Source organism: Enterobacter sp. JS8-1, assembly GCF_049187015.1.
GTDB lineage: Bacteria > Pseudomonadota > Gammaproteobacteria > Enterobacterales > Enterobacteriaceae > Enterobacter > Enterobacter mori.
Window position 1 is genome coordinate 2,473,476 of the sequence record NZ_CP185805.1, and the last position, 16,734, is coordinate 2,490,209.

General features: G+C 56.1%; 16 protein-coding genes. 12 read left to right on the forward strand and 4 right to left on the reverse strand.

Annotated features, from left to right (window positions below; genetic code table 11):
- Positions 1-161 precede the first annotated feature (161 nt).
- The 3 genes from ppk2 (at position 162) to ACOQH0_RS11730 (ending at position 1,618) form a co-directional block, all read left to right on the forward strand.
- A complete protein-coding gene (ppk2, locus tag ACOQH0_RS11720; RefSeq protein ID WP_250902726.1) occupies positions 162-1,004 on the forward strand; it encodes a polyphosphate kinase 2 in 843 nt (280 codons plus the stop codon).
- 102 nt (positions 1,005-1,106) lie between these two features.
- On the forward strand, positions 1,107-1,295 hold the full coding sequence (locus ACOQH0_RS11725; protein ID WP_421510395.1) for a hypothetical protein: 189 nt from the start codon (positions 1,107-1,109) through the stop codon (positions 1,293-1,295).
- Between the two features lie 65 nt (positions 1,296-1,360).
- On the forward strand, positions 1,361-1,618 hold the full coding sequence (locus ACOQH0_RS11730) for a CcdB family protein (protein WP_421510396.1): 258 nt from the start codon (positions 1,361-1,363) through the stop codon (positions 1,616-1,618).
- A gap of 51 nt (positions 1,619-1,669) precedes the next feature.
- Here ACOQH0_RS11730 and fdnI read toward each other — a convergent pair whose 3' ends face one another.
- Genes fdnI through fdnG form a run of 3 tightly spaced genes read right to left on the reverse strand, consistent with a single transcriptional unit; the run spans position 1,670 to position 6,262 of the window.
- On the reverse strand, positions 1,670-2,326 hold the full coding sequence (fdnI, locus tag ACOQH0_RS11735) for a formate dehydrogenase-N subunit gamma (protein ID WP_042713865.1): 657 nt from the start codon (positions 2,324-2,326) through the stop codon (positions 1,670-1,672).
- The gene (fdxH, locus tag ACOQH0_RS11740; RefSeq protein ID WP_336665931.1) at positions 2,319-3,203 is read right to left on the reverse strand and encodes a formate dehydrogenase subunit beta; all 885 of its coding nucleotides are present in this window, start codon (positions 3,201-3,203) and stop codon (positions 2,319-2,321) included. Before fdxH ends, fdnI begins: the two co-directional genes overlap by 8 nt.
- Positions 3,204-3,214: 11 nt before the next feature.
- A complete protein-coding gene (fdnG, locus tag ACOQH0_RS11745; protein WP_421510397.1) occupies positions 3,215-6,262 on the reverse strand; it encodes a formate dehydrogenase-N subunit alpha in 3,048 nt (1,015 codons plus the stop codon).
- 221 nt (positions 6,263-6,483) lie between these two features.
- On the opposite strand from fdnG, the gene yddG reads away from it, so the two are divergent.
- Together yddG and ompC are read left to right on the forward strand one after the other, a co-directional pair.
- On the forward strand, positions 6,484-7,362 hold the full coding sequence (gene yddG / locus ACOQH0_RS11750; protein WP_421510398.1) for an aromatic amino acid DMT transporter YddG: 879 nt from the start codon (positions 6,484-6,486) through the stop codon (positions 7,360-7,362).
- Between the two features lie 627 nt (positions 7,363-7,989).
- Positions 7,990-9,063 (forward strand): porin OmpC, encoded by a 1,074-nt coding sequence (gene ompC / locus ACOQH0_RS11755; protein ID WP_421510399.1) that lies wholly within the window; start codon positions 7,990-7,992, stop codon positions 9,061-9,063.
- Between the two features lie 43 nt (positions 9,064-9,106).
- Here ompC and ACOQH0_RS11760 read toward each other — a convergent pair whose 3' ends face one another.
- Positions 9,107-10,051: a LysR substrate-binding domain-containing protein gene (locus ACOQH0_RS11760; protein WP_421510400.1), complete on the reverse strand. Its 945-nt coding sequence runs from the start codon at positions 10,049-10,051 to the stop codon at positions 9,107-9,109.
- 171 nt (positions 10,052-10,222) lie between these two features.
- Here ACOQH0_RS11760 and ACOQH0_RS11765 point away from each other — a divergent pair, with 171 nt between their 5' ends.
- The 7 genes from ACOQH0_RS11765 to ACOQH0_RS11795 are packed head-to-tail and all read left to right on the forward strand — an operon-like array spanning position 10,223 to position 16,674.
- A complete protein-coding gene (locus ACOQH0_RS11765) occupies positions 10,223-11,173 on the forward strand; it encodes a branched-chain amino acid ABC transporter permease (RefSeq protein ID WP_421510401.1) in 951 nt (316 codons plus the stop codon).
- 8 nt (positions 11,174-11,181) lie between these two features.
- Positions 11,182-12,288, forward strand: coding sequence for a branched-chain amino acid ABC transporter permease (locus ACOQH0_RS11770; RefSeq protein WP_421510402.1), 1,107 nt, complete (start codon positions 11,182-11,184; stop codon positions 12,286-12,288).
- Complete coding sequence (locus ACOQH0_RS11775; RefSeq protein ID WP_325827322.1) at positions 12,285-13,052, forward strand: ABC transporter ATP-binding protein; 768 nt, start codon at positions 12,285-12,287, stop codon at positions 13,050-13,052. Before ACOQH0_RS11770 ends, ACOQH0_RS11775 begins: the two co-directional genes overlap by 4 nt.
- On the forward strand, positions 13,045-13,764 hold the full coding sequence (locus ACOQH0_RS11780; RefSeq protein WP_253178570.1) for an ABC transporter ATP-binding protein: 720 nt from the start codon (positions 13,045-13,047) through the stop codon (positions 13,762-13,764). The genes ACOQH0_RS11775 and ACOQH0_RS11780 overlap by 8 nt, the downstream gene beginning before the upstream one ends.
- A gap of 28 nt (positions 13,765-13,792) precedes the next feature.
- Positions 13,793-14,950: a branched-chain amino acid ABC transporter substrate-binding protein gene (locus tag ACOQH0_RS11785; RefSeq protein ID WP_421510404.1), complete on the forward strand. Its 1,158-nt coding sequence runs from the start codon at positions 13,793-13,795 to the stop codon at positions 14,948-14,950.
- An 18-nt stretch (positions 14,951-14,968) separates the two neighbouring features.
- Complete coding sequence (locus ACOQH0_RS11790; RefSeq protein ID WP_046889613.1) at positions 14,969-15,451, forward strand: L-2-amino-thiazoline-4-carboxylic acid hydrolase; 483 nt, start codon at positions 14,969-14,971, stop codon at positions 15,449-15,451.
- A complete protein-coding gene (locus tag ACOQH0_RS11795) occupies positions 15,448-16,674 on the forward strand; it encodes a Zn-dependent hydrolase (RefSeq protein WP_421510405.1) in 1,227 nt (408 codons plus the stop codon). Before ACOQH0_RS11790 ends, ACOQH0_RS11795 begins: the two co-directional genes overlap by 4 nt.
- Positions 16,675-16,734 lie beyond the last annotated feature (60 nt).

Genomic DNA, 16,734 nt, shown 5'->3' on the forward strand with positions numbered 1-16,734 from the left:
TATACAGTCCTTCACACCATTCTAACCCGTTACCTGATGAAGGGAAACACGCTTATCAGACACGTATGTCAAAAATTCCCGCGAAGGTTGCCGGCCAGCATTACACTTCAAAGTGTTAGTTCCTTCCAGGCACATCACCCGATTCGGAGATGAGGATTATCATGGGAAACGCAAAACAGAATAAAACGAAAGCAGTGACCGTGACCAAAGCCAGCGTAGACAGGGAGGTTAAACCCACGCTGAAGACCAAAGAGTATGAACAAGAGCTTCGTCGCCTTCACGTGGAACTGGTTAAACTCCAGCAGTGGGTCGTCGCCAAAGGATTAAAGGTCTGTATTGTGTTTGAAGGACGCGACGGCGCCGGTAAAGGCGGCACCATCAAAGCGATCACCGAGCGCGTCAGCCCGCGCGTCTTCCGCGTTGTCGCGTTGCCCGCCCCCACCGATAAAGAGAAAAGCCAGCTCTACTTCCAGCGTTACGTGCCGCATCTGCCCTCTGCCGGTGAAATCGTCATCTTTGACCGCAGCTGGTATAACCGCGCGGGCGTCGAGCGCGTGATGGGGTTCTGTACCGAGGAGCAGGTGGAGAAATTTTTGGACGGCACGCCGGTCATGGAAAAAGCGATGGTGGATGCCGGAATTATCCTGCTGAAATACTGGCTTGAAGTCACACCCAAAGAGCAGGAGCGCCGTCTGCGCGATCGCATTAACGATGGTCGTAAAATCTGGAAGCTGTCCCCGATGGACATTAAATCTTTCAACCTTTGGGATGAATACACAGTTGCCCGCGACGCGATGTTTAAAGCCACCGACACCGCCTGGGCACCGTGGTTTGTGGCGCGTTCAGAAGATAAAAAGCGCGTGCGGCTAAATATTATTTCGCACCTGCTTAAACAGATCCCATATAAAGACATTCACGTCGAAAAGGTCGACTTGCCGAAGCGTAAAATTGGCAAGGTAAAACCCACGAAATACCCGTTCAGGTATGTGGAGGAGCGGTTCTGATATTACTGGAAGACAGCTCGCAGAATGGAGATTACCAGGTTAAACGGTATTGTTTTTTGTTGGCTGCGGTTGATAATGACCGCACCAACAAAGGAGTTAAAAATGAAATCAAACCGAATCAAAGACTATGGCAAAAATAAGAGCGTGGCGAGTGGCGCCTCCCGTGAGGTCCAGACACCCGAGGCGCGGAGACGACAGCATCAGCAAGATAAGGAGTTCATAAGAGCCATGAATGAATTTACGGCTAAAGCGGGATTATTATCTGACGATCCTTTCTTTGGAGGGATTTAATGTGCTTTCAGTTTGACGTTTACCGTAATCCTTCAGAGAGAACACGCGACTATCAGCCTTATTTTATGATAATTCAACATGACTATTATGATGATTTATCAACAAGACTGATTATTCCATTAAGTTACCATAGTTTTTTACGTGGGCATATCCACGCCGCGACGCCACTGGTGAATATTGATTTTGAACGATATTTCCTTAATACCGCGGGTATAACACACGTGGAGAAAAAGAAACTAAATAATAAAAATTATGTATGCAATCTTCGCAGCGCGAGAAGTACTGTTATTGCGGCAATAGATGCGTTGGTAACCAATACATAACGTAGGCCCGCGCAAGCGCAGCGCCGCCGGGCAAAGCCGACGGCGCAGGTCTTACTTCATCCCTTCCGTACTTTCCTGTTTCGCTTCCAGACGTTCCACATCACGATACCAGCGCGGGTGGTGTTTCTGCGCCCAGCGGCGGCTCACCTTCCCTTCAATCATCCCTTTGATCGACCCTTTCACCCAGAACGCCATATACATATGGATCAGGATGGCGTGGATCAGAATGATGGCCGACGTGGCGTGGATGAGCAGCGCATAGCGAATCACCTGAATCGGGAAATACTGCGCAAAATAAGGACGCCAGATAATCACCCCGGTCACCAGCAGCACAAAAATCATGCTCATGATGGTCCAGAACATCATCTTCTGCCCGGCGTTGTATTTGCCCACCTTTGCGACTTTATGCTCGTTGCCTTTCAGGACTTCAACAATCCCTTTCACCCATGGGATGTCCTGCTTGTCCGGGATGTTGTGATGAACAAAACGCACGAACATAAACATCAGCACCACGAAGATCAGCACGCCAAAGAATGGGTGCAGAATTCGCCCCATCTGCGGCGTACCGAAGGTTTCGGTCAGCCACTGCAGTGTCGGGAAGAAGAACGAGATCCCGGATACCGCCACCAGGAAGAAGCAGATCACCACCGTCCAGTGACAGGCGCGGTCGATAAACTTCGTGCGCACAATCATTTTCGACTTACTCATGGTGTTCCTCCTCGTCGTCATCCACCTCTTTGTTTGGCCCAATCCCGATGTAGTGATAAATCAGCCCGGCAAAAGTGGCGATAAAGCCCGCCGCCGAGAGCGGTTTGAGAGCCCCTTTCCACAGGTTGATCGAGGTATCGATCGCCGGATCTTTCGGCAGATTGTGGTACAGCTCCGGCTGGTCGTTATGGTGCAGCACATACATCACGTGCGTACCGCCCACGCCCTGCGGGTTATAAACGCCTGCATTCTCGTACCCGCGCGCTTTCAACTTGTCCACCCGCGCCTGCGCCACATCCAGCATCTCTTTTTTGGTGCCGAAGTGGATAGCGCCGGTGGGACAGGTCTTGACGCAGGCAGGCTCCTGCCCGACGCTGACGCGGTCCACGCACAGGGTGCATTTGTATACCCGGTTATCCTCTTTATTGAGGCGCGGGATATTAAACGGACAGCCCGCAATGCAATAGCCGCAGCCGATGCAGTTGTCCTGCTGGAAGTCGACGATCCCGTTGGCGTACTGAATAATCGCACCGGCAGACGGGCACGCCTTCAGGCAGCCCGGATCTTCGCAGTGCATACAGCCGTCTTTGCGGATCAGCCATTCCAGCCTGCCGTTCTGGTCGGTTTCGCTAAAACGCATCACCGTCCATGATTTGGCGCTCAGATCCGCCGGATTGTCGTAGACGCCAACGCAGTGCCCGACCTCATCGCGGATATCGTTCCACTCCGAACAGGCCACCTGGCAGGCTTTACAGCCCACGCAGGAGGAGACATCGATAAGCTTGGCGACCTCTGCCTTATAATCCCGCGCGCGAGGCGCGGGAGTTATCGGGTTGGTCGCGGAGCGTTTGATAATGTCTTGTGTTTCCATCGCCATTGAATCGCTCCTTACGCTTTCTCGATGTTGACCAGAAACGCCTTGTACTCCGGCGTTTGCGAGTTGGAATCGCCGACGTTAGGGGTCAGGGTGTTGGCGATGTAGCCTTTCTGCGCCACGCCCTCAAAGCCCCAGTGCAGCGGAATACCCACGGTTTCAACCTGCTGACCGTGCACGTTCAGCGACTGCAGGCGGCGAGTGACCACGGCTACGGCGCGTATAAAGCCGCGCTTGCTGCTCACCTTCACGCGGTCGCCGTTGGCAATGCCTTTCGCCTTCGCCAGCGTTTCGCTGATCTCTATAAACTGTTCCGGCTGCGCGATGGCGTTAAGCCGCGCGTGCTTGGTCCAGGTGTGGAAATGCTCGGTCAGGCGGTAGGTCGTTCCGACGTATGGGAATTTGTCCTTCTTGCCCAGGCGCAGCACGTCCTCTTCGTAGATACGCACCACCGGGCTGGAGATCACGTTCGGGTGCAGCGGGTTAGTCCCCAGCGGCGTTTCCATCGGCTCGTAGTGTTCCGGGAAAGGCCCTTCAGCCAGCTTGTCGAGAGCAAACAGGCGCCCCAGTCCTTCCGGCTGCATGATAAACGGCCCGGTGTTGCTGCCCGGCGCGGCGGTGTTGTAGTCCGGGATATCGTTCCCCGCCCACTTCGCCCCGTTCCACTGAATCAGCATACGTTTCGGATCCCACGGCTTGCCGTTTACGTCCGCAGACGCGCGGTTGTACAGCACGCGACGGTTCAGCGGCCACGCCCAGGCCCAGCCCAGCGTATTGCCCAGCCCGGACGGGTCGGCGTTATCGCGGTTGGCCATCTGGTTACCCTGCTCCGTCCAGCTGCCGGTGTAGATCCAGCAGGACGACGCCGTCGTGCCATCATCGCGCAGCAGCGCGAAGCTGTTCAGCAGCTGACCTTTCTTCGCCACCAGGTTGCCGCTCGCGTCATAGAGATTCGCCAGCGCCACGCCGTTGTTCTCTTTGGCGACTTCCTCTGACTCAGGATGGTCAGGCTGCTTGTAGTCCCAGCCCATCTTCAGCAGCGGCTCCGCGCCTTTGCCACCTTCAGTGCGGTACATTTCGCGCAGGCGATGGTAAATTCCGGCGAGGATCTCTCCGTCATTACGCGCTTCGCCCGGCGCATCCTGACCTTTCCAGTGCCACTGCAGCCAGCGGCCGGAGTTGGCAATAGAACCATCCTCTTCTGCAAAGCAGGTAGACGGCAGGCGGAACACTTCGGTCTGAATCGACGTCGGATCGACATCGTTTGATTCCCCGTGGTTCTGCCAGAAGGTTGAGGTCTCGGTCACCAGCGGATCGATAACCACCATGTACTTCAGCTTGCTCAGGCTGCGAACGACTTTGTTTTTGTCCGGGAAGGAGGCCACCGGGTTGAAGCCCTGGCAGATGTAGCCCGTGACGTTGCCCTTATCCATCATGTTGAAATACTTGATGACGTCGTAGGCCTGGTCCCACTTAGGCAGCCACTCAAAGCCCCAGTCGTTCTCCTTCTGCGCAGCATCACCGTAGAAGGATTTCATCAGGCTGACGTAGAACTTCGGATAGTTGCTCCAGTAGTTCACCTGATCCGGCAGCGTCGCCTTAGGCGTATTCGCCGCCAGATAGGTCTGCAGATCGGCCTGCTTCTCAGACGGTAGCGTCAGGTAGCCTGGCAGGCTGGTCGACAGCAGGCCGAGATCGGTCAGGCCCTGGATGTTGGAGTGACCGCGCAGCGCGTTCACGCCGCCACCGGCCATCCCCATGTTGCCGAGCAGCAGCTGGATCATCGCCATGGTGCGGATGTTCTGCGCGCCAACGGTATGCTGCGTCCAGCCCAGCGCGTACAGGAACGTGGTGGTTCTGTCGGCGGCGCTGGTTGAGGCCAGCACTTCACACACCTTCAGGAAATCCGCTTTCGGCGTGCCGCAGATGTTTTCCACCACGTCAGGCGTATAGCGGGATACATGCTCTTTCAGCAGATTCCACACGCAGCGCGTGTGCGTCAGCGTTTCATCACGCATCGCGTAGCCGTTTTCATCGAACTGATAGTTCCAGGACGATTTATCGTACTGGCGTTTTTCGGCGTCATAGCCGCTAAACAGCCCGTCATCAAAGGCAAAATCATCCCGCACCAGCAGGTTCGCGTTGGTGTAGTGCTTAACGTATTCCGCGTTAATTTTGTTATTTTCGATCAGGTACAACAGCACGCCGGACAGGAACGTGATGTCCGTACCGGAGCGGATCGGCGCATAGATATCGGCCACCGATGCCGTACGCGTAAAGCGCGGATCGACGACGATCAGCGTCGCATCGTTGTTGTTTTTTGCTTCCATCGCCCAGCGGAAACCCACAGGGTGTGCTTCAGCAGCGTTACCGCCCATCACCACCACGACGTTAGCGTTTTTGATATCAACCCAGTGGTTGGTCATCGCACCGCGACCAAATGTTGGAGCAAGACTTGCTACCGTTGGTCCGTGTCAGACGCGCGCCTGGTTGTCTACCGCCAGCATGCCGAGAGAACGCACAAATTTTTGCGTCAGCATGCCGGTTTCATTACTCGCCGCAGAGGCGCACAGCATGCCGGTGGAAAGCCAGCGGTTGACCGTCACGCCCTGCGCGTTCTTTTCAATAAAGTTGGCATCGCGGTCGGCTTTCATTAATTTGGCGATTCGGGAGAAGGCCTCATCCCAGGATATTCGCTGCCACTTGTCGGAACCCGGCGCGCGGTATTCCGGGTAGCGCAGGCGGTTTTCACTGTGAACGTAGTCCAGCAGCCCTGCCCCTTTCGGGCAAAGTGCGCCCCGGCTCACCGGATGATCCGGATCCCCTTCAATATGATAAATCGCTTCTCTGGCGTTCTTCGCGCCATCGCCCAGGCTATACATTAAAAGCCCACAACCTACGGAGCAGTATGTGCAGGTGTTACGGATCTCTTTCGCGCGCAGCAGCTTATAGTTGCGTGCCTGAGCCAGCGCCATTTTGGGAGCAAATCCCAGCACCGCGGCTGTTGTTCCGGCCATACCGCCCGCGCAGATTTTGAAAAATTGTCTGCGGCTGACGTCCATTGTTGTCCTCGTTATCTGATAAGACTTCGTGGCGCAAACTAACAGCAATGCCCCTGTTTTTTTTGCGTCAAATCAAGGTCATCTCCCTTCACCCCCTAAATAGTCACCTTCGGTACGGTCAAATACCCCTTTTTGATTAACGGCTTAAGAGAATAATTCGCGACAGCGTCAGGATGAATGCGCTACATTTTCCCTCTGATTTTTATTGCAAAGGCAACGACATGGAGAGAAAAAGAGCAACGCTTATTGGGCTGGCGGCGATACTGTTATGGAGCACCATGGTCGGCCTTATTCGCAGCGTGAGCGAAGGGCTGGGGCCGGTAGGCGGCGCGGCGATGATCTACACCCTGAGCGGATTACTGTGTCTGGTAACAGTAGGATTTCCTGATATCAGACGGTTTTCGCCCCGGTATCTTATTGCTGGCAGCGTTTTATTTGTCAGCTACGAAATATGCCTGGCGCTGTCGTTAGGCTATGCCGCCACGCGATCTCAGGCTATAGAAGTAGGCATGGTCAATTATCTCTGGCCAAGCCTGACGATTGTATTTGCGATTTTGTTCAACGGGCAGAAATCAAACGTGTGGGTGATCCCCGGGCTCGCGATCTCATTGCTCGGCGTCTGCTGGGTATTAGGCGGTGAACAGGGGTTACACGTTGATGAAATCATCCGCAATATCGTCTCCAGCCCGCTGAGTTATGCTCTGGCATTTGCCGGTGCCTTTATCTGGGCGGCCTACTGCACCGTCACCGCCAAATTTGCCAGAGGACAAAACGGGATCACCCTTTTCGTTTTGCTAACGGCGCTGAGTCTGTGGGTGAAATATGCGCTCAGCGATCAGCCGGAAATGGTGTTCAGCATCCCGGTGGTGGTGAAGCTCGTCATGTGCGGTATCGCGCTGGGGTTTGGCTATGCCGCATGGAATATTGGCATTCTCCACGGTAACGTCACCGTCCTGGCGGCGGTCTCCTATTTCACCCCGGTATTATCCGCCGCCCTGGCGGCCGTGCTGTTAAGTTCCCCGCTGTCGTTCTCTTTCTGGCAAGGTGCGCTGATGGTCTGCGCCGGTTCGCTCCTTTGCTGGTATGCGACACGCAAATAATCTCTCCATGCCGGGAGTATTTTTCATCCCGGCAACATAATTAACATTAATTTAAAATGTGAGCCTGCTCAGAATATTTATCAGAATTAGAGTGGCCTGTTTAAATTCTGTTTATATTAGCCTCGTGATGAAAGCTCACCTCTTCTCATATTGACATAAATTGACAACGCAATGTGACTAGTTCACTGTGTATATTAACGAGCTATATAGCACAGAATGCAATAATACATTTCTGGATATGTCAGTCTGCCCGTTATAAATTCAATGCAACAAAACCTTCATATGACTGTTTTTATTGAACTTAAAATTATCACCCCACCCTTAAAAGATCGTTAATCACGAATATTCCCCTCCTGTACTACAACATGTAAAAACTATTTACTGCGTAATATTCATGGTGCGTAAATAGTCACTTTATGCGTGAATATTAATCAAATTCGGGGCTTTCACGGCAATTATTCCGATCAGGATCACACTAATTGAAATTATCTTTAATATTTTGAAACTTATTATTGAAAGCAGGCTACAAGATTTTTAAAAATAGTCTGCCATTGACGAACCGCCTCGTTTAGAAATCGTTCAAATTGGCTCAGGAAATACCTAAGAAAATTATAAGGAATGTTTAAGATGAAACTTAAATTAGTTGCAGTGGCAGTCACTTCTATGCTGGCAGCAGGCGTTGTAAACGCGGCTGAAGTTTTTAACAAAGACGGTAACAAACTGGATCTGTACGGCAAAGTAACAGGTCTGCACTATTTCTCTGATGACGCTGACAACGACGGCGACAAAACTTACGTTCGTCTGGGTTTTAAAGGCGAAACGCAGATCAACGACCAGCTGGCTGGTTACGGTCAGTGGGAATATGAGTTCAAGGGCAACCGCTCTGAAGCGCAGGGCTCTGACGGTAACAAAACCCGTCTGGCATTTGCCGGTCTGAAATTCAACGAATTCGGCTCTTTCGACTATGGTCGTAACTACGGTGTTGCTTACGACATCGGCGCGTGGACTGACGTTCTGCCAGAATTCGGTGGCGATACCTGGACCCAGACCGACGGCTTTATGACTGGCCGTACCACTGGCGTTGCAACCTACCGTAACACCGACTTCTTCGGTCTGGTTGACGGCCTGAACTTTGCGGCACAGTACCAGGGTAAAAACGACCGTGACGATATCACCGAATCCAACGGTGACGGCTGGGGTCTGTCTTCCAGCTATGAGTTCGACGGCTTCGCGGCAGGTGCGACCTATGCGAAATCCGACCGTACTGACCGTCAGGTTAACGCAGCAAGCGAGCTGAACGCCGGTGGCGAAAACGCAGAAGTGTGGGCAGCGGGTCTGAAGTACGATGCGAACAACATCTACCTGGCAACCACCTACTCTGAAACCCGTAACATGACCGCGTTCGGTAACGGTCACGTGGCGAACAAAGCGCAGAACTTCGAAGTGGTTGCACAGTACCAGTTCGACTTCGGCCTGCGTCCATCCATCGCTTACCTGAAATCCAAAGGTAAGGACATCGGTTCTTATGGCGATCAGGATCTGGTTGAATACATTGATGTTGGCGCGAGCTACTACTTCAACAAAAACATGTCTACCTACGTTGATTACAAAATCAACCTGCTGGACGACAACACGTTCACCAAAGATGCCAAAGTGTCTACCGACAACATCGTGGCTGTGGGTCTGACCTACCAGTTCTAAGATTTGTCAGTACGAAAAGGCCAGCCATCGTCGCTGGCCTTTTTTATTCCAGGCTCTGTTCACTGCCCGCCGCCCGACGTAGCCAGTTTTGCAGCAGTTTCCCGTCTTCGGTCATGTCCGAGTCAGTGCGTACGCAGAGGTAGTAATCCCGCCCGTCGTCGATCGGCAAATCAAAGATCTTTACCAGTTCCCCGCTCTCAAGATACGGAGCAATGAGCGGCTCGCGCATCAGGGCACATCCCAGCCCGGCCTGTACGCCAGCCAGCGTCAGCAAGCCATCCTCAAACATCGGTCCACTGCGGCGCACGGGACGCTTCACCCCCTGCTGCATAAACCATTGCGGCCAGGTCGAGCGCTCCTCGTCGTGCAGCAGCGGCATTTGCAGCAGCTGTTCGGGCGTATCGATATGGCCGTGAATACGCAAAAACGCGCGGCTGCACACCGGCACCATCTGGCCGGAGATCAGTTTTTCGCTCTGATAGCCAGCCCACTGGCCGTTACCAAAGCGAATCGACATATCGGACGCATCGCTCAGGTAGTTACGGTGGTTGGCGTAGACAACGTTGATCTCCGTCTGCGGGTTGGCGCGCATAAAGGTCGGCAGACGCGGAATAAACCACCCCATACCAAACAGCGGGATCAGGCTGATGGTCACCTGACGCGTTTGCGCCTGTTCCACCAGGTGTTCCGTCGCCTGCCGAAGCACGTTGAACGCGGCGCGAATCGAGCGGTAGTAATCCCGCCCCTGCTGGCTCAGGATCAGCCTTCGCCCCTGTCGCTCCGTGAGTGGCATCTGCAGATAGGTCTCCAGCACCTTTAGCTGATGGCTCACGGCGGAGGGGGAGATATCCAACTCCTGCGCGGCCAGGGTCACGCTTCCCAGCCTGGCAATGGCTTCAAATGCCCGCACGGCCCGAAGCGGCGGATCGTTTGCCAGACGGCTTTCGGCATAGGCTGACACGGCGGTCGACTGTTCTGTTTTATTCATATATTTATTTCTTTAGGCTTTTCACCCTGCTGAAGGGTTTTAATATTTTCATGTAAATCATAAATATAAAACAATACCGGTTTATCATAAGAAATAATATATGTGTATTTTACAATTTTATTCATTTATTGGATGGTAGCCGCTGAAAGAGCAACTTGTCGGGTACGCACGTTGGATACACTGATACAACAACTGATCAACGGCGTGATGCTGGGAAGCATCTACGCGCTGATCGCGCTGGGCTATACCATGGTGTATGGCATTTTGCGCATTATTAACTTCGCCCACGGCGATATTCTGATGGTCGGCGCGCTAACCACGCTTTCCGCCATTAACGTTCTGAACAACACCTTCCCGCATCTGCCGCTGCTGGTGCAGCTGGGCTTTGCGCTGCTGGTTGCCATGGCGGTCTGTGCTCTGCTGGCGATGGCTGTGGAACGCTTTGCCTACCGACGCCTGCGCAACGCGCCGCGTCTGGCACCGCTGATCTCCGGGATTGGCGTCTCGGTGCTGCTGCAAACCGTGGCGATGATTATCTGGACGCGCAATCCGCTGATGTTCCCGCAGATCCTGCCGATGGACCCGATCGCCGTTACGTCCGGCAGCGAAGCCCATCCCCCTGCGATTGTTACCGTCACCGGCATCGTGACCGTGGCGCTGGCGCTGACCGTCATGATCGGTCTCTGGCTGTTGGTCGAATACAGCCGCCTGGGGCGCGGCATGCGCGCCGTGGCGGAAAATCCGCGCGTCGCCATGCTGATGGGCGTGAACCCGAACGCGATAATTACCCTCACGTTTGCCATCGGCGGCATCTTTGCCGCGCTGGCAGGCGTGATGATGGCGAGCAACTATGGTAACGCCAGCTTCTCCATGGGCTTTCTGCCAGGGATTAAAGCGTTCACCGCCGCCGTGCTGGGCGGGATCGGCAATATTCGCGGCGCCATGATTGGCGGGATCCTGCTTGGCATCATTGAAGCACTCGGCGCGGGCTACCTGGGTGAACTGACCCACGGCGTGTTCGGCAGTAATTATCAGGATGTCTTTGCCTTCATCGTGCTGATTCTGGTGCTGGTCTTCCGTCCGGCAGGCCTGCTCGGCGAACGCGTGGCAAACAGAGCGTAAGGAACACTATGACAACCGTACAACTCCAAACGCCGACGGCGACGCGCAAGTTCTGGTCCGGCATGACGCTGTTCTGCCTCGCGCTGCTGATTGCGCCCGTGGTCGCCAGCCAGATTGGCGGCAACTACTGGGTGCGGGTTATCGACTTTGCCCTGCTTTACATCATGCTGGCGCTGGGGCTTAACATTGTGGTCGGCTACACGGGCCTGCTGGACATGGGCTTTATCGCTTTTTACGCGGTCGGTGCCTATCTGGCCGCCCTGCTTGCCTCCCCGCACCTGTCAGAGGTATTTCCGATCCTCACCGTCTGGTTCCCGGAGGGGCTGCACACCTCCTGGCTGCTGATTATTCCCATAGCGGCTCTGGCTGCCGCAGTGTGCGGCATTCTGCTTGGCGCACCCACGCTGAAGCTGCGCGGGGATTACCTGGCGATAGTGACCCTCGGCTTTGGCGAAATCATCCGCATCCTGATGCGTAACCTCGACCGTCCGGTGAACATCACCAACGGCGCAAAGGGCATTACCGGCGTCGATACCCTGAACCTGTTCGGCCTGAAGTTCAGCGGCGTATATCACTGGTTTGGCTTCAAAGTGCCCGCCCTGTGGCTGTGGTACTACCTGCTGATGCTGGTGATTGTGGCGATTGTGTTTGTCTGCCTGCGCCTGCAGCATTCGCGCATTGGTCGCGCCTGGCACGCCATTCGTGAAGATGAAGACGTGGCCCGCGCGATGGGTATCAACGTGCGCAACTACAAGCTGCTGGCCTTTGCCATGGGCGCCTCGTTTGGCGGCGTGGCGGGTGCCCTGTTCGGCGCGTTTCAGGGCTTTGTCTCACCGGAGTCGTTTACCTTGCAGGAGTCCATTGCCGTGCTGGCGATGGTAGTACTGGGCGGTATGGGGCATATACCCGGCGTGATCCTCGGCGCGGTGCTCCTGACGGCCCTGCCGGAGCTGCTGCGCAGCCAGGCCGCGCCCGTTCAGCAGGCGCTGTTTGGCACGGTGCTGGTCGACCCGGAAATTTTACGCCAGCTGTTCTACGGTCTGGCGCTGGTGCTGGTGATGCTGGTTCGTCCTTCAGGCATCTGGCCGGTGCGACACAAGGAGGTGAAAGCATGAGCCTGTTAACTGTACGCAATATGTCCAAGCGCTTCGGCGGGCTGACCGCCGTGGATGACGTTTCGCTCACCGTGAATAAAGGCGAAATCTACGGCCTGATTGGCCCTAACGGCGCGGGCAAAACCACCTGCTTCAACCTGATTACCGGGCTGTATCCGGCGGACAGTGGTGAGTTCACCATTGCCGATAAGCCCTATTACCCGAAACAGATTGAAAAAGTCACCGCCGCCGGGATCGCCCGCACGTTTCAGAACGTCAGGCTGTTTAACGAGATGTCGGTACTGGAAAACGTCATGGTGGGCCGCCACGTGCGCACCCGCAACGGTTTATGGGCGGCGCTGAGCCGCAACCGGCGCGCCCGTAAAGAAGAAGCCGAAACGCGCGAGCAGGCGTGGCACTGGCTGGAATATACCGGCATTGCCAAGTTTGCCCACTATCGTGCCTGCGACCTGGCCTACGGGCATCAGCGACGTCTCGAAATTGCCCGGGCGCTGGCAACGGATCCGCTTCTGCTGGCGCTGGACGAACCCGCCGCCGGGATGAACGCGGCGGAAAAAGTGGCGCTCGGTGAACTGCTGACGCGTATTCGTGACGACGGCAGAACCCTGCTGATGATCGAACACGACGTCAAGCTGGTGATGGGCATCTGCGATCGCCTGACGGTGCTTGATTACGGCAAAACGCTCGCCAGCGGCACGCCGGACAGCGTGCGTCGCGACCCGGCAGTGATTGCCGCCTGGCTTGGAGGCAACGCCCATGTCTGAATTACTGAAGGTTGAACGTCTGGACGTGCATTACGGCGGTATTCAGGCCGTACGCGATGTCTCTTTTACGCTGCACGAGGGCGAACAGGCTACGCTGATCGGCGCGAACGGCGCGGGAAAAAGCTCCACCGTGCGCGCCATCACCGGGCTGGAAAACTTTAGCGGCAGTATTGAATTCAACGGTAAAACGGTACGTAAGCACAGGCCCGAATCCCTGCTCCGGGACGGGTTGGTCATGGTCCCGGAAGGACGTGGGATCTTCGCCCGAATGACGGTACTGGAAAACCTGCAGATGGGTGCCTGGCTCAGGCGTGACACTGTCACCGTCAGGCAAGAGATGAATGACATTTTCGAGCGTTTCCCGCGCCTGGGAGAGCGCCAGCATCAGCTCGCTGGCCTGCTTTCCGGCGGTGAGCAACAGCTGCTGGCGCTTAACCGCGCCCTGCTCAGCCGCCCGCGTCTGCTGATCCTCGACGAACCGTCCATGGGCCTTGCCCCGAAGATGGTGGAGAACATTTTTGCCGTTATCGGCGGCCTGCGCGAACGCGGCGTTGCCCTGCTGCTCATCGAACAAAATGCCCGTCTTGCGCTTGAGGTAACCGACAGCGCGTGGGTGATGGACAGCGGCAGCATTGTCCATCATGGCGAGTCGAAAGCGCTGCTCAATGACGACCAGATTGCACAGATTTACCTGGGCGAAATGCCCGTTTAACCACACCAGCCAACATCAGGGAAATATAATGAAAACAGTAAAAATCAGTGCGCTCAGCGCCGCTATTCTCTTCAGCGGTTTTGCCTCGACGGCCGCGTGGGCCGCTGGCAGCGAAACCGTGACCATCGGCCTGGCGGGCCCGCTCACCGGCCCGTCTGCTCGTATCGGTAAAGATCTGGAAAACGGCGCGCAGCTGGCCATTGACGACATCAACAAGCAGCACCCTACCATCGGCGGCAAAGCGGTGACCTTCAAACTGCAGTCCGAAGACGATCAGTCTGACCCGCGCACCGCCGTTGCCGTGGCGCAACGTCTGGTGGACAGCGGCGTGGCGGGCGTAGTTGGCCACTGGAATACCGGCACCAGCATTCCGGCCGCGCGCATTTATCACGATGCGGGCATCGCACAGGTGGCCCCGGTGGCGACCGGGCACGCCTATACCAAACAGGGCTTTGACACCAGCTTCCGCGTAATGGGCCATGACGATGACGGCGGACAGTTTGCCGGTCAGTACGCGGTCAATACGCTGAAAGCCAAACGCATTGCGGTGATCGACGACCGTACCGCCTTTGGTCAGGGTCTGGCGGACGAATTTATCAAATCGCTGGAAGCTCAGGGCGTGAAGATTGTTGACCGTCAGTACGTCGATGATAAAACCGTGGACTTCAGCGCCGTGCTGACCGCCATTCGCAGCAAAAACGCCGATCTGATCTTCTTTGGCGGCGTCGACAGCCAGGCTGCACCGCTGGCGCGCCGTATCAAACAGCTGGGCATGAACGCCACGCTGATGGGCGCAGGCGGCTTCGTCAGCCAGACCTTCCTTCAGCTGGCGCAGAAGGAAGGCGAAGGCGTTGTCGCCCTCGAACCGGGCCTGCCGGTTGAGAAAATGCCGGGCGGTAAGGCGTTTGAGCAGGCCTACCAGGCGCGCTACCACACGCATATTGAACTGCACGCCCCGTTCGCCTATGACGCCACCCGCGTGCTGGTTGCGGCCATGGAAAAAGCCGACTCCGTCGATCCGACCGAGTATCTGCCTGCCCTGCGCGCCATCAGCTATTCGGGCGTGACCGGACAGATCGCGTTTGATAAAGAAGGCAACCTGAAATCACCGTCGTTCACGGTCTACAAAGTCGTTGATGGCAAGTGGCAGCCGCAGACCGTGCTGGGCGGCGCGAAAGACAAGTAACCGCAGTGAGGCAATGTGATGAGTGATAATAATGAGCTGGGCATTCTCGCCCGCCGCAAAATTGAAGCAGAAATTATTAAGCCAATCTATGAAATCCTGGTGCGGGAGATAGGAAAAACCCGCGCGCAGGCGGTCATTGGCGAGGCCATTGAGCAGGCCGCGATTGACGCAGGCAAAGCGTTTGCCAGCAAAGAGCCCGACGGTGCGGACGTAAAGAGCTTTATCGCCCTGCAGTACCTGTGGGAGAAAGATAATGCCCTTGAAGTTAAGGTGATTGACGCCGACGACCAGCAGTACAACTACAACGTGACCCGCTGCCGTTACGCCGAGATGTACCACGAGATGGGGCTGGGTGAAATCGGTCATCTGCTTTCCTGCGCTCGCGATGAGAAATTTATTGTGGGCTACGCGCCGGACGTGGAGCTGACGCGCACCACCACCATCATGCAGGGCGGCTCGTGCTGTGACTTCCGCTACCGCAGTAAAAAGGACACGGCATGATTCGGGTCAACGCTGAGCGTCTGTGGACAACGCTGGAGATGATGGCGCAGATCGGCGGCACTCCCGCCGGTGGCGTTACCCGTCTGGCCCTGAGCGAGGAGGATCGCATCGCGCGTAACCTGCTGCGCGACTGGGCGCTGGAGGCGGGCCTCACCTGCGACGTCGACAGCATGGGCAATATGTTTATTCGCCGCGCGGGTACAAACCCGGCGCTTGCGCCGGTGATGACCGGCTCGCACGTCGACTCGCAACCCCTCGGCGGCAACTACGATGGTATCTACGGCGTGCTGGCCGGGCTTGAGCTGCTGCGGACGCTGAACGATAACAACGTACAGACTGAGCGCGACATTGTGCTGGTGAACTGGACCAACGAGGAAGGTGCGCGCTTTGCCCCGGCGATGCTCGCATCAGGCGTTTGGGCAGGTCAGCTTTCCGAAGATTTTGCCTACGCCCGGATGGACAGCAAGCGAGTAACGGTACGCGAGGCGCTTGAGGCGATCGGTTATCGCGGCGAAATCCCGGCCCGCGCTTTTCCGGTTCACGCCTGCTATGAACTGCACATTGAGCAGGGACCGATTCTGGAAGATGAATCCATCGATATCGGTCTGGTGCGTGCGGCCATGGGCCAGCGCTGGTATACCCTCGCGCTGGACGGTTTCGCCGCGCATGCGGGCACCACGCCCATGCACAGCCGACGCGATGCGTTAACCGCGTTTGCCGAGCTGGCGCTGAAGGTAGAAGAGATTGGTTATCGGCATGCGCCGGACGGTCGCGCAACGATCGGCATGGCGGAGATCACGCCGAACTCGCGAAACGTGGTGCCGTCTCGCGTCGTGTGTAGCGTGGAGTTCCGCCATCCGGAGCAGGATGCGCTGGAAGCGATGGAGGTGGCGCTGCATCAGGCTGCGGAAAGCCTGGCCGCCCGTGGCGTGACGGCTAACGTCGAGCGCATTTTTGACTACGCGCCGATTGCGTTTAACGCGGCGTGTCTGGCCCGCACGGAACGCGCCGTGGCGGCGCTGGGCTACTCGTCTAAACCGATGGTTTCGGGTGCCGGGCATGACACCTGTTATGTCAGCAAAATCGCCCCGGCAAGCATGATCTTTATCCCCTGCGAGAAAGGCATCAGCCATAACGAAGCGGAAAGGATACTGCCGGAGTGGTCAGAGAAAGGGGCCAACGTGCTGTTGCACAGCGTGTTGGCCGCGGCGCAGGAAATCTAAGCCATTACCGAGGCCTGATGCCCTCACCCTCTCCCACAGGGAGAGGGGACAAACCGGGCG